Consider the following 13733-nt stretch of genomic DNA (forward strand, 5'->3'; position numbering starts at 1 on the left):
TTAGCCTCAGTTTCCCGAGGTTATCGTTCTCTGTAGGGTAGTTTGGCCACGTGTTACTGAGCTATCCGCTACGAGTCTGAACTCGTACAACTAGCATGGCTAAATCGGACCCCGATAGCAATGACCTCCGGCAGGATCAACCGGAATGTTCCTGACCCTGGTGGGTCAGGGGGTGGCGGGATTTGCTCTCTGACGAGAGCGAATCACCGTTGTGTAAGTATTGCATGGTCCGAGTTCGGTGACGGGACCGTCGGTCGGTCGGGTGTCACCGAACTACGTTGGCTCACATCAGATTCCGTCGTGTACGGCGGACCGCAGGGGCGGAATCCTCATTTCCTTCGGACCTGAACCAATGTGATTCGGGGGTATAAACCCATCGAACCTCGTTGGCGGTCCGTGATTGGTGACCGGCTTGAACGGCCACCGAACCACATCGCGTCTTGCTGCATTTCTATTGAGTGGTACGTAGAACTTAAGACTGTTGATTCGGCTCTATATTCGAAAAATAACCACAAATTCGAGTTACCGTCCAACATGGTAGTCATATTCACACGATTGGCCAGTTTCTCGTACAGTGCGAGAATTCAGCGTCCGGCGGTTGCGGAGCGGGTCGACGCGATAGTAATATTATCATTCGCACGCATGTGTGAGACAAGATTCGTGTCGGTTTATAAGGCCGGGGCGAGGAAACCAGAGCGAACAATGACGACGCCGGCAGACTCAATCGAGATACAGAACGTAGTCGCATCGACTGGTATTGGACAAGAACTCGACCTGGAGGCGCTCGCGGAGGACCTTCCCGGGGCAGACTTCAACCCCGACAACTTCCCGGGCCTCGTCTACCGGACGCAGAATCCGAAGGCGGCCGCACTCATCTTCCGGTCCGGGAAAATCGTCTGTACCGGTGCCAAGAGCATCGACGACGTGCACGAAGCACTCGGAATCATCTTCGAGAAACTCCGAGAGCTTCGCATCCCCGTCGAAGACAGCCCCGAGATAACGGTTCAGAACATCGTTTCGAGCGCCGATCTCGGCCACAACCTCAACCTCAACGCTCTCGCAATCGGGCTCGGGCTCGAAGACGTCGAGTACGAACCCGAGCAGTTCCCGGGCCTCGTCTACCGGATGGACCACCCCGAGGTCGTTATCCTGCTGTTCGGAAGCGGAAAAATCGTCATCACCGGCGGCAAGCGTACCGACGACGCCGAGACGGCTGTCGAGGAGATCGTCGAACGGATTCAGAACCTCGGCCTACTCGGCTAACATCGCCGACGACGGTTCCCCGACTGCATCCACCACACGGATAACGAGCCCGACCTGGGTGACCGGACAGGCGGACACGGACAAAACCATCATATACAGGCGTCCGATAGAACCGGTAGATGACCGCACGCGAGGATGTCGCATTTCTCGTCGGGTCGGCGAGCCGGGTCGCCGTACTCGAACAGCTCCAACGGACTCCACAGCGCCCGATGGAACTCGCGGAGACGTGCCCGTGCACGCGTGAGACGGTACAGCGAGCGCTCGCCGGGTTCGCGGACCGAGGCTGGGTCGAAAAGTGCCCCCCGCAGTACCACCTCACGCTCGGAGGCGAACTGGTGTTGAACCAGTACCACGCACTCGTCGAAGCGAGCGAAGACGCGAGCCGCATCGCTCCGTTCGCAGCCAACGTCGGTAAGTCGTTCACCGACCTTTCTCCAAAGGTACTCCAGCGGGCAACAGTGACTGCAGGGACGCCGGAGAACCCTCACAGCCCCATCGACCGGTTCGTCTCCGTACTCGACAGAGACCCAGTCGACAGGTTTCGAGGGATAACGCCCATCGTAAGTCGAACGTTCAACGAAGCAGCGGCGGGCGTCATCGGTCCGAAAACCGAGATGGAACTCGTCGTCGACGAGTCCGTTCTCGAAGCATCGACGAGCGTCGACCCCGAGGCAGCCGACAGAGCCTCCGAACTCGACCAGTTCTCGCTGTACCTCTCTCCGACGCCGGTCGAGACCGGACTCGCGTTGTTCGACGACTACGCGTGGCTCGGCGCGTACGACCACGGAACCCTCGTAGCATCGCTCGACGGCAACGACGACGAACTGGTCGAGTGGGTCAGAGACGAGTACGAACGCGTCCGTGAGACGGCACGAGAGGTCGAACCCGCTCCGACAGCAGTCACGAGTCCCGGAGACGAGTAATTCGGTGGCTACGAGGACGAGGGGTCGGCGAAGCGACATCCTTGGGTGAGTTACCGACTCGATACGGTGTGTGACCTACCCAATCACACGTGATGTTTTCAATCACGTATCCAGTGGTAAAATATATAATAGCCACCCACTACGGGCCAAATGCAGTCACCACTCGCTGAACCGAATTCGGTCCTCCACACGTTCGGGATAAGACGACGAGATGGCTACGAATCGCCGTTCTCGGTCAACACTTCTTTAACGACTTCGGGATTTTCGAGCAGTTGGTGTTTCGTGTAGCTGCCTTCGGCGCTCCCGCCGCTGTGTTTCGACTGTTCGATAATGTCGAGAAACGCGTGCTCCTTCAGCAGGTCGCGCACGCGTCGCAGCGAGAGGCTGTCGGAACCCTCCTGTCGACAGATACTCTCGTAAATCTCGTACACGCGACTGGTCCGAAACCCGTCTTTCCGCTGGTTCGACAGCGAGAGCACGGCCAGTGCCTGTAAGACGTATCGCGAGTGCGGAGTCGACCCACGGATGAGTTCGCGGAAGCGGTCGGTCTCCGCGCGCTCGCGCGCCTGCGTGACATAAATTTCCTTGACAGTGGGCGCGCCGTTCGACTGCGCAATTTCGCCGGCGTAACGGAGGATGTCTATCGCCTTCCGCGCGTCACCGTGTTCGCGCGCTGCGAGCGCCGCCGCCCGTGGAATCGTCGACGGGTCGAGGACGCCGTCTCGGAACGCATCGCTGCGAGCGTCCATGATGTCACGGAGTTGGTTGGCGTCGTACGGTGGGAAGACGAACTCACGCTCGCAGAGACTGCTCTTGACCCGTTCGTCCATGCGGTCTTTGTACTGAATCTTGTTGCTGATTCCGATGACGCCGAGTTTGCAGTTCTGTATCTTTCCGGCCTCGCCCGCGCGCGAGAGTTGCATGAGAATGTCGTCGTTCTCCAGTTTGTCGATTTCGTCGAGAATGATGAGGACGACGTCGTACGTCGCGTCCAAAATCCGCCAAAGCCGTTTGTAGTACGTCGCGGTGCTGAGTCCCTTGTCGGGAACTTTGATATCGGTGAGTTCGGACTGGTTGACGCTGTCTGCGATAGTCTGGACGGCCTGCGTTTCGGTCGTGTCCTGCGCGCAGTCGACGTACGCGAACGTCGCGTTGACCGCCTCTTCGCTCGCCGTCTCGACGAGTCGCTGAGAGACGTACTTCGCACAGAGCGACTTTCCGGTACCCGTCTTCCCGTAGATGAGCACGTTGCTGGGGCTCTGCCCGAAGATAGCAGGGTTGACCGCCGTTGCGAGGTCCGATATCTCGTCGTCGCGGCCGACGATGCGGCCTTCGCCCGGCAAGTGGCTGATTTCGAGCAACTCTTTGTTGGCGAATATCGGGTCCTCGCGTGTGAAGAGGTCGTCCCCTGCGTCCGGCATACCCGAGCACACCACGTTTCCGGTGAAATGGTTTCGGGTTTCCGGTCGTCGACACACACACCACGTTTCCGGTGAACGGGGGTGAAACGGGGGAGAGTGTCCACACGAAACAGGGGTTGAGGTTCACCGGAAACGAGGTGACCCCCCGCCACGAGAATCAGGCCCCGAAGAATCAGACTGGTTCATCGAACGGCGCGAACCTCGGATTCCTGCCGAGGAGGTTCTCTCTCCCTCGGAGTCGAGCGACCCCCTACAGGAGATGTGTCCAGACAAGTGGAGTAGCGAAACTGAGCAGACCGAGCAGGATGGGTAAGGTAGTCGGGTGAGCACGGCAGTCGGACAAGCATGGTAGCGGGCAAGCACGGCAGCCAGACCGGCCAGAGCGAGCAGACCGGCCAGAGCGAGTAGAACGGTCGGACTGGGGAGAACAGTCGTGTTAGAAACTCTCGATACGAACAACCCGAGTCGTGTACGTCACGTAGAACTCGTGCCTCGACAGCGCTATACAGACTGGCCACACAACCACCGATTCCCGTCGAACACGTTCGCAACCTCACTTTATCTGTAATGCAACCAGTTTACTGGACTTTTGTCACTCCTACCAAATAAATCAACAGGTCATCTACTCAGATATCGATGGCAGATACCAGAAATTCATGCCGGTACCCGACTCGTGAGAACTCGCTTGACCGCTCTGCTGACCTACTCGACGCGTCCACAACATCGTTCACCGGAAACGTGGTGTGTCCGCGCGCATCTGACCGTTCGTACACAAATCCCGCTGGTCTTTCGACGGAGTCGTGGTTCGTTCCAAATCATCTACACTGTGGTTTCGGTGATTCGTATCGGTTCTGGGGCTGTCACTCTTTCACCGGAAACACGGTGTGTGAATCTCTGGCTTACCCATATCCCTATCACGCGGTGTAGGTTGTACGCCCACACAGCGCAGACTACACACCGTTTTCACCGGAAACAAGGTGTCCCTGAGCCGGACCCGTCAGAACCGACCTTCTCCGCCCCTGCTATCCACTCAGTTCACGTTTCATCGGAAACACGGTGTCCTGTCCAATGCCATCGAATCCGCCCGAGATTCACCGGAAACGCGGTGTCAATAAGCATCACATCGCAGATGCCGACACGTGCTCAGCAGTCCAGGTAGCACAGTCGAAAATAGCACTACTTGTTAGTGATATGGTGTCAGCAACATCGATACCATAAGCGTCGTCGATACCATAAGCGTCGTCGACACCACAATCGTCGTCGACACCACAATCATCGTCGACACCACAATCATCGTCGACACCACCAGTGTCAACGCTGACCCACCAATTCGAGACATCTATTCACCGGAAACGCGGTGTGAGTCTCTACCAGTGTCTCCTCAGAGCCGACCCTACGCACCAGTATAGATATCTATTGTGGCCTCTCAAGCAGTCCTGGGCGCTCTGGACGTCTTTCAGCCTGTGCCGACGGGCGTAACAGTCAATACCCAGCGGTGACATACGTGTCAACAGTGGCCACTCGACACGGCGGTCAACGCGTCGAATCGCCGAGCACCCGCTCGAAACGGACGCCACACGACCCTCCGCTCAGAGACCCGACTCTCTATGCGCTCACCGACCACTTCCGTGAGCGACTTCGACAGCCGGGTCGGTACGTCTCACTCACCGTCGTAAGCGACGCCATCGAGTACGGGCAACTCCGATGGAACCGAACGGAGGGATGGCGGTTCGCCCTCGTACGCGAGGGCATCCGATTCATCGTCGTCGTTGGCGACACCGAAACGACCTCTCCGGTCATCGTTACCGCGTGGACCGAAATCGCCGACTGGAACGCCGCGATGCAGTCCGACCGGTGGACCGTCGACGACGTACACACGATTCGTCTCAGGGCGGCGCTCAGCGACGACCCGGAACGTCGAATCCCGTCGCGCATCCGACCGCGAATCGTCGGACGCCCGTTCGAGATGGGTGACCACCGTCTCACTACTGCCGCCGGCGACGGTCACGTCGAGTGTTCTGACTGCAGGAACCGATTCCGGTCGAAACAGCAACTGTTGACGACCGTGTGTCACCGAGGCTGAACGGGCTAACCGGAACGTCTGCAGGTACGAAGTGAGCCTCCAGTTGTCTCCGGGTCCTTTCACGACGCAACTAGCTGGCCGTTCGCTATCGCTTCCGTTCTCTGACCCGATTAGTCTCAAAAGGTGACTTTCAATAGTTCCTGAATTTCCTGCAGAGGCCTCACAAGCGGAGATATAACTACTTTGGGGACGAACGTAAGATATCGTCCGACGACGTTGGACATCCTTCGGAGGCGGGAGACTCACTATGCGAAAACCAGCATTCGGGAGAACAGCGATACGAACACGGCGGACAGTTCGCCGCGTTGCCGCTCCGCTCGTCGAGTCGATTCGCTCGGGGACCGACTGGGCCGAAAGTCGACTCGGTTCCCAGCGACCGAATCGTTCGTGGCAGCGCGTCTGGCTCACGCGAAACGACGTTCGATGGCGAAAGGCCGGCACCGTCGTTGAGTGTTTCGGCGTCGCCGACGGCTATCTCGCAACTGTCGAGTACACCGACCGGAACGTAACGTGGCAGCTCACGAAAGGGCCAGTTCCGCTTGCGAGCGCCCTCGCCGCCGTCGCACTCTACCTCCAACACGAGGTGACCCCTCATATCGACGCCGACGGACGGATGTTCGTCGCCACCGTCGATGGTCGGCCCATCGAAGCGCTACGAAACTACGCGGACAAACCGTTCGAGTACCACTATCTCGACGGCTACAGTTCCCTCGACGAACTCCCGGAGTGGGTCAACCAAGCCGACCTCGAACCCGTCTACGGTCGACTCGCCCAGCGTCACCGGCGTGAACTCCCTCCTGGATAAGTGTTCGACTGAAACGACTAACACTCGCCCAGAGAGGACCGCATCCGAGCTAACCGATTGTTCTATTCGACTCCAGTCGACTCTGTTCTCTCGGGTTTCTCAGTTCGCCACTCATCCACTTCCTCACCCGTCAACTCCCTCGCCCATCCACTTCCTCGCCCATCCACTTCCTCGCCCATCCACTTCCTCGCCCATCCACTTCCTCGCCCATCCACTTTCTCGCCCATCCACTTTCTCGCCTGGCCCACCGCACCGTTCACTGCGTTATCCGTTGCCGAAGGCTGCTTCCAACGAGTAGACGCCGCCACTGGTGTACAAGTGAGATGCTGTCGCGGCAGCGACGACGACGGCCCACGTTCCATCGAGTGATTCGGCGAACAGGTGTTCGGGAACCAGCGGCATCGGAACCGGTTCGAAGCCCGATTGTCGCATGTCGGTCACGCCGTTGAACGACCCGACGACGACGCCCTCGGGGTCGCGGACGTGCATCCGTTTGTCCGCTCCTCGTCGATAGGAGTACGGAAACACCGACGCCGGCGGGCAGCGTAGGTCGGCGAGTTCGTCGACGGCCGCAACGACCTCACCGTCGGCCCGAAGTACGATGCGCGTCTCGCTTTCATCGCGCGAGGCACCACCACCCAGTTCCTCTCGCCACTCGAGTCGGGCGTCCGGTTCTGCAACCGCACACAGCGCGTACCCACCCGTTCGCCCGACGTTCTGGTCGAGGTCACCGTCTCCGTCGTTCCCGTCTCCGCTTTCCGATTGCTCCGACTCGGCTCGGTCGTCGGGAAGTGCGATTCGGTCGGGCCCGTTGTAGAACACGCGCTCACTGCCGTCGGTTTCGACGCCGACTGGCACCGACAGTAGTTCGACCACCGTCGACGCGAAAGACTCGTCGGTCAGCGTCGGTTCGGTTGTCGCCAAGTTCGACTCGTCAGTCGCCAAGTTCGACTCGCTAGTCGTCGATTTCGACTCGCCTGTCGTCCACGGTACCTGAGAGGCACCTGTGAGCCGACTCCGGTCGGCTGGTGGGACGACGAACAGCGTCTTTCGTCCTTGGCTGCGGTTGTCTGCGTGCCGCGAGAGCACCGTCGTCGGCGTCAGTTCGTCGGTGTCGAGCGGTTCGATGGCGACTGGTCCACCGTCGAAAAACGGTTGTCCAGCGAACCGGGGTCGCCCGTCCGAAAACGATTGGTCGCTAATTTCGGTCTCGGCGACAGCGTCGGGTTCGCGTCCGCTCTCCGGACGGCGAACCGCGTAGCCGGCTCGGACACAGCAGTCCTCACCGTACGTCAAGAGAGTCTCCCGCGTGCTCACGACGCCTTTTCTCATTAGCTACCTTTTGGGTCGCTCGTTGAATACGGTTTCGCGGGCCACCTCAGACGTATCTGTGAACCGAGTCGTCGGCGTCGTCGGACACCCGAGTCATCCGAGAGAGCGGAATCATCAGAGAGTCGCAAGCGGTTTTCGGCCCGCGCGCGTATCGCTGACGATGACCGACGACCACGGCGACCAACCCCATCGAGACGCGGCGTCGAACCAGTCGAGCGCCGGTAGGTCCGATGTGGATGCCCTCAGCGATGGCGACGACTCCATCGATTCGGGCGACTTTGTCGACTCCGAAAACGCCGACCACTCCGACGACTCTGCCGGTTCCGCCGACCCTGTCGACCCCGACGACCCTGCTGACCCCGACGACCCCGTCACACTCGACTCGTTCTACGACGCACTCCAAGCCGAAGGCCGCCCCGTCGCAACCGCCCAGCAGGTCGCCCGCCGTCTGGACATCTCGCAGGCGGACGCCGCGGAGGCGCTGGACGCACTCTCGGACGCCGGAACCGTCCAACGCGTCGACGTGGAGTCAGACCCCGTCGTCTGGTACCCGACGCGGTGGGGCGACGTCGCCACGCGCGAGAGAATCATCCTCTTTCCGGAACGCCGCGAAATCGTCGTCGACAGACCTGAGCAGTACACCCGCGCACAACTGTCGCAGTTCGCCCACCTCGTCGATACCACCGGCGGCGACGCCGACGAACGCGGCTACCTCTACACGATTCGAACCGAAGACGTCTGGCAGGCGCCCTTCGACGAGTTCGAGGGCTTGCGTCGGAGTATGCGCTCGGTGTTCCCGCGTCGCTCGCCACATCTCGAGGAGTGGGCCGAACGGCAGTGGAAACGCGCCCACCAGTTCACGCTCAGAACCCACGAGGACGGCTACGTCGTCCTGCAGTCGGTCAACGAGGATTTGATGGGCAACGTCGCCCGCGAGAAACTCTCCGAGCAGCATCTACACGCCCCCATCTCGGACACCGAAAGCTGGGTTCGTGAGGGTGAGGAAGCGGCCATCAAACGGATTCTCTACGAAGCGGGCTATCCCGTCAAGGACGAACGCGACCTCGACACCGGCGACCCCCTCGAAATCGACCTCAACGTCGAGTTGCGCGACTACCAACAGGACTGGGTCGACCGCTTCACCGACCAGCGCTCGGGCGTTCTCGTCGGCCCGCCGGGAAGCGGTAAGACTATCGCCGGTATGGGCGTGCTCGCGGCCGTTGGCGGCGAAACGCTGATTCTCGTCCCGAGTCGTGAACTCGCGGGTCAGTGGCGAGACGAACTGCTCGAACACACGTCGCTCACGGCCGACCAAATCGGCGAGTACCACGGCGGCACGAAAGAGATTCGGCCGGTCACCATCGCCACCTACCAAACCGCGGGGATGGACCGACATCGGCAACTGTTCGATTCGCGCGCGTGGGGTCTCATCGTCTACGACGAGGTCCACCACATCCCGAGTCGAGTCTTCCGGCGGAGCGCCGACCTCCAAACCAAGCATCGACTCGGTCTCTCGGCGACGCCAATCCGCGAGGACGACAAGGAGGAGGACATCTTCACGCTCGTCGGCCCGCCCATCGGCACCGACTGGAGCAAACTGTTCGACGCCGGGTTCGTCCAAGAACCGGAAGTCGAGATTCGCTACGTCCCGTGGACCGACGAGATGGCCGAAAACGAGTACCGCAGCGCCGACGGCCGCGAGCGATACAAACTCGCCGCGCACAACCCGGCGAAGATAGACGAGATTCGCCACCTTCGCGGCCAGCATCTCGACGCGAAAGCCCTGATATTCGTCGACTGGCTCGAACAGGGTGACGCCATCGCCGAGGCGCTCGACGTGCCGTTTATCAGCGGCGAGATGCCGCACTACCGCCGTCAGCAACTCCTCCAGCAGTTCCGCGACGGGGATATCCGAACGCTCGTCATCTCCCGCGTCGGCGACGAGGGCATCGACCTGCCGAACGCCGAACTCGCCGTCGTCGCCTCGGGTCTCGGCGGGTCGCGGCGACAGGGCGCACAGCGTGCCGGCCGGACGATGCGCCCCGTCGGTAACGCTATCATGTACGTACTCGCCACCCGCGGGTCACCCGAGGAGGATTTCGCCGAACGACAACTCCGCCACCTCGCCGAAAAAGGGATCCGCGTCCGCGAATCGGGTGCGTGGCCCACCGGCGGCGACGAGCAGTAGCCTCCGACTGTTTCGCTGACCCTGCTGGACTACGTATCGTCGTTTTCGGAGGCTGTCGATTCGCTATCGCCTTTGGAGGATGTCGATTCGCTACTGCTCTCGGTCGATACCGATTCGTCGTGCCCGGACTCACCGTGTCGCTCGCGTTCGATTTCGGCGTCGGTGAGAGAGATATCGATTCGACCGTCACCGTAGACGACCACCTCTCGTCCGTTGAAGGCGAACAAGAGCCGACCGTTTCGTTCGGCGGTCACCTCCGAGCCACGCCGAAAAACCATATCGAGCGCGTCGGGGTCTATGACCTCGTACAGCGGTTCGATGTCGTCGGTGCGTCTGTCTTCGATTGTCGACATCGCAACGATAATTTCGACGCTCGGTGCGTCTCTGGTGGGGTCGAACTCGACGCTGTAGCAGCCTCTCTCGGGGTCGTAACTAACGTCTCTCGCGTCGTCCGCGTCGGGGTGCCCGGTCATGTTTATTTCTCATCTCCGTGTCTTCTAGAAAGTTCCCAGACGTATAATCACGGGGCCTAATCATGTAACCAATGTCGCAAAACAGACGAGAGAGAAGTACTTCGGGGCGAGAACGGTTCTTGGGAGTGAGAACCGTTACAGCACCGCTTCGAGCGCGTCCATCGCACGGTCGACTTTCTCGGTATCCGCCCCGTAGCCCATGTGACCCACTCGAAGGATGTCGTCGGCGAGGTCCGCGAGACCCGTCGAGAGAACCACGTCGTGGTCGTCGGCCAGCGTCTTTTGCAGGTCGGTCGCCCGTCCCGGGACGTGAAACGCCGTCACCGTCGGCGACGGTCGAGCATCCTCGGCGAACAGGTCCAGTCCCAGTTTCTCACCGCGCTCGCGGCACAGTTCCGCGGCGGCGACGTGACGACCGTACACGGCGTCGAGTCCCTCTTGGAGAAGCAGGTCGACGGCAGCGTCGAGTGCGGCGACGTTCGCGGCAAGATGCGTGTACGGAAAGCCTCCGCTCACGTCGCGCCACGGCAGGAAGTTCGTGTACAGAGACGAAGGGTCGCGGACCTCCATCGCTTCCCACGCCTCGTCGCTGATGGCCGCCGTCGTCAACCCCGGTGGGGCGCTGAAACATTTCTGGGACCCGCCGAGACAGACGTCGATTCGCTCCGTCGGTACCGGCGTGCCACCGAGCGAGGAGACGGCGTCGACGACCGAGAGCACGCCGTGGTCCGAAAGCGCATCGAGAACGGGGTCGAGGTTGGTGAGCGTCCCCGTCGGCGTCTCGCAGTGGACCATCGTCGCCAGTTTGAACGGGTCGTTCTCGTCGGCTGCTCCGTCCAGCGCCGCCTCTACGCCCGCCACGTCGAGCGAGTCGGTGTAGTCGGCCCCGACGACGGTCGGTTCGCCGCCGTACGACTCGACGAAGTCGGCGAAGCCGTCGCCGTAGAGGCCGTTTGAGACGGAGAGTACTCGGTCGCCGGGTTCGACGAGCGACGCGATGGCGGCCTCCAACCCCAAGATGCCCTCGCCACCGGGAACGACGACGTCGTGGTCGGCGTCGTACACCTCGGCGAGTTTCTGAGTCAAATCCTCGTAGCGGACGCGGAACCGTTCCTCGATGTCGGGGTTCGGTTGCTCGCGCGCCATCGCGCGGCGGACGGGTTCGGGGACTGCCGTCGGACCGGGTGTGAGTAACATACTCGTCTCTCCGCCCATCGGAACTTTAGCCCGTCGGTGGCGACGACCTGCTTCTGTACTCGTTCGTCGCTGGCTCCTATCGGCCGTCGCTGCCTCTCACCGGCGACGGGAAGACACATACCTTCCCCTTCCGCAGTGTGGGCCATGACCGGCAAGTTCACGCCCGACGACCTCGCCGCCTACGTCTTCTCGCGCACGGGTGCGCCCAACGACGACCTGCTCGTCGGCCCGGCGTTCGGCGAGGACGCCGCCGCCGTGCGAGTCGGCGACGAGACGCTCGTCCTCAGCAGCGACCCCATCTCACTGGCTGCAGAGCGAATCGGGACGCTCGGCGTCGCCATCGTCTCGAACGACGTTGCCGCCTGCGGCGGGATTCCCGAGTGGCTGACCTGCACGATTCTCCTCCCTGACGAGGACCACGAACTGCTCGACTCCATCACCGCACAACTCGACGCCGAGGCCGACCGCCTCGGAATCACCATCGTCGGCGGCCACACCGAGTCCGTTTCGGCGCTCTCTCGTCCGCTCCTCTCGCTCACCTGTGCGGGCACTGCCCACCGATACGTCCCGACCGGCGGCGCGGAACCGGGTGACCGAATCCTCCTCACGAAAGCCGCGGGTGTCGAGGGCACGGCAGTCCTCGCCACCGACTTCGCCGCCGACCTCGACGTTCCCTCGGACCTCGTTACCGACGCGACGACGTTCTTCGACGATTTGAGCGTCATCCCCGACGCGGCGGCGCTCGAACCGTTTGCGACGGCGATGCACGACCCGACCGAAGGCGGCGTCGCCGCCGGTCTCTCCGAGATGGCCGTCGCCAGTGACGTCGTGTTCTCGGTCGACCCCGAGGACGTTCCGGTCCGGCCCGAAACCCGTCGACTCTGCGATGCGGTGGGCGTCGACCCGCTTCGTATCCTCGGTTCGGGTGCGCTCGTCGCAACGGTCTCCGAAAACGACGCCGACGACGCACTCGCGACGCTGGCTGATGCGGGCATCGACGCGGCCGAAATCGGGGTCGTCCAGCGACCAGAAGACACCACCCACGAAGCGTCTGGCCTCCGCCTCGGCGACGAGTTCCTCACGTCGCCGCCGGAGGACGACATGTACGCGCTGTGGGACTGAGCGTCCCGAAATCATCTCACTCTCGCCCTCAGGACCGACAGGCCCGGTCAGAACGAATCCGGTTCGTCCCACCGCGCGTCGGGGTCGACCGGTTCGACGGCGCGGCGAATCTGTGCTTCCGTGTAGTCGATGTCGTCCAACACCATCGCGAGTCGCTGCCAGCGGGCGCTCAACTCGTTCTCGCCTTCGGGGCCGACGCGTGCCCCCCGAGTCTTGAAGAACTCCGTGCCCCGCCCGCGTTTCGAGCCTTCGCCGGTGTGACCGTCGAAGATGGCGTCGAATTTCTCGCCGACTTCGAGGTCACCGACCGGGAAGTCGTGGGCGGGGTCTTCGCCGCGGTCGCGCGCTGCGGCGCGTTCCTCGGCGACTTTGCGGAAGTACTCGTCGGCGTTAGAGGCCTCTCGCGTCGAGGGTGCGCGCGCCGCCGCGAGCGCAGCGTGAATCGCACAGAGGCGGCCTTTCCACGAGTCGGTCTCCCAGCGCTCGGTGGCGAGTTCCTCGTAGCGCTCGATGGTGAGTGCCACCTCGTCGCCGGCGCGGAGGTCTTCGACGACGTAGAGGTTGAGGCGGTCCCAGAGGTTCCAGCCGAACCCCGAGCGCGCGAGTTCCCACGCCGCCCACGCGGCGACTTCCTCGTCGGAGCGTCGGACGGCCTTCTGGAGCAGACTCGACACGACGTATCGACTGTAGCCGCCGTCGGTTTCGTTCTCCTCTTTCTGGTCGCCGAAGTCGTTCTCTCCCGTGGCTTCCGGTGTGGTGTCCGCTTGGAGGCTTCCGTCGGACCCGAACGTCGCCTGTCGCTCGTCGGCCATGGCGAACCCAGTGCGCGGCGGCGTAATCAACGCTCTGCACTCGGGGCGCCGACACGAGATGCGCGGGCCTCGCGCTCTTTTTTCGAGCGGTGTAACCACGGTTAAGTCACCTCC

General features: G+C 61.9%; 11 protein-coding genes and 1 rRNA gene. 6 read left to right on the forward strand and 6 right to left on the reverse strand.

Annotated features, from left to right (window positions below; genetic code table 11):
- A 16S ribosomal RNA gene (locus AUR64_RS01840) occupies positions 1 to 147 on the reverse strand; the annotation flags it as partial.
- Positions 148 to 702: 555 nt separating this feature from the next.
- On the opposite strand from AUR64_RS01840, the gene AUR64_RS01845 reads away from it, so the two are divergent.
- Both AUR64_RS01845 and AUR64_RS01850 read left to right on the forward strand, forming a co-directional pair.
- A complete protein-coding gene (locus AUR64_RS01845) occupies positions 703 to 1263 on the forward strand; it encodes a TATA-box-binding protein (protein ID WP_058580255.1) in 561 nt (186 codons plus the stop codon).
- Positions 1264 to 1382: 119 nt separating this feature from the next.
- Positions 1383 to 2186 (forward strand): helix-turn-helix transcriptional regulator, encoded by an 804-nt coding sequence (locus tag AUR64_RS01850; protein ID WP_058580256.1) that lies wholly within the window; start codon positions 1383 to 1385, stop codon positions 2184 to 2186.
- A gap of 215 nt (positions 2187 to 2401) precedes the next feature.
- Here AUR64_RS01850 and AUR64_RS01855 read toward each other — a convergent pair whose 3' ends face one another.
- A complete protein-coding gene (locus AUR64_RS01855; RefSeq protein WP_058580364.1) occupies positions 2402 to 3607 on the reverse strand; it encodes a Cdc6/Cdc18 family protein in 1206 nt (401 codons plus the stop codon).
- A gap of 1513 nt (positions 3608 to 5120) precedes the next feature.
- On the opposite strand from AUR64_RS01855, the gene AUR64_RS01860 reads away from it, so the two are divergent.
- Positions 5121 to 5690 carry a hypothetical protein gene (locus AUR64_RS01860; protein ID WP_058580257.1) on the forward strand — a complete coding sequence of 190 codons (570 nt, stop codon included), beginning with the start codon at positions 5121 to 5123 and terminating at the stop codon, positions 5688 to 5690.
- Positions 5691 to 5937: 247 nt separating this feature from the next.
- Positions 5938 to 6495 (forward strand): hypothetical protein, encoded by a 558-nt coding sequence (locus AUR64_RS01865; RefSeq protein ID WP_058580258.1) that lies wholly within the window; start codon positions 5938 to 5940, stop codon positions 6493 to 6495.
- Between the two features lie 264 nt (positions 6496 to 6759).
- Here AUR64_RS01865 and AUR64_RS01870 read toward each other — a convergent pair whose 3' ends face one another.
- Positions 6760 to 7827 carry a hypothetical protein gene (locus AUR64_RS01870; RefSeq protein ID WP_058580259.1) on the reverse strand — a complete coding sequence of 356 codons (1068 nt, stop codon included), beginning with the start codon at positions 7825 to 7827 and terminating at the stop codon, positions 6760 to 6762.
- A 160-nt stretch (positions 7828 to 7987) separates the two neighbouring features.
- Between AUR64_RS01870 and AUR64_RS01875 the strand changes: the two genes are divergently transcribed.
- Positions 7988 to 10015, forward strand: coding sequence for a DEAD/DEAH box helicase (locus AUR64_RS01875; protein WP_082230551.1), 2028 nt, complete (start codon positions 7988 to 7990; stop codon positions 10013 to 10015).
- A 29-nt stretch (positions 10016 to 10044) separates the two neighbouring features.
- Here the strand turns inward: AUR64_RS01875 and AUR64_RS01880 are convergent, their stop codons facing one another.
- Both AUR64_RS01880 and AUR64_RS01885 read right to left on the reverse strand, forming a co-directional pair.
- Positions 10045 to 10488, reverse strand: a complete 444-nt coding sequence (locus AUR64_RS01880) for a HalOD1 output domain-containing protein (protein WP_058580260.1) — start codon at positions 10486 to 10488, stop codon at positions 10045 to 10047.
- A 135-nt stretch (positions 10489 to 10623) separates the two neighbouring features.
- Complete coding sequence (locus AUR64_RS01885; RefSeq protein WP_058580366.1) at positions 10624 to 11685, reverse strand: pyridoxal-phosphate-dependent aminotransferase family protein; 1062 nt, start codon at positions 11683 to 11685, stop codon at positions 10624 to 10626.
- A 144-nt stretch (positions 11686 to 11829) separates the two neighbouring features.
- On the opposite strand from AUR64_RS01885, the gene AUR64_RS01890 reads away from it, so the two are divergent.
- Positions 11830 to 12807 carry an AIR synthase family protein gene (locus AUR64_RS01890; RefSeq protein ID WP_058580261.1) on the forward strand — a complete coding sequence of 326 codons (978 nt, stop codon included), beginning with the start codon at positions 11830 to 11832 and terminating at the stop codon, positions 12805 to 12807.
- Between the two features lie 47 nt (positions 12808 to 12854).
- Here the strand turns inward: AUR64_RS01890 and AUR64_RS01895 are convergent, their stop codons facing one another.
- Entirely contained in the window at positions 12855 to 13619 is a 765-nt protein-coding gene (locus AUR64_RS01895; protein WP_058580262.1) for a hypothetical protein, read from the reverse strand.
- Between the last annotated feature and the right edge of the window lie 114 nt (positions 13620 to 13733).

The sequence above is a fragment of the Haloprofundus marisrubri genome, from assembly GCF_001469955.1.
In the GTDB taxonomy this organism is placed as follows: domain Archaea; phylum Halobacteriota; class Halobacteria; order Halobacteriales; family Haloferacaceae; genus Haloprofundus; species Haloprofundus marisrubri.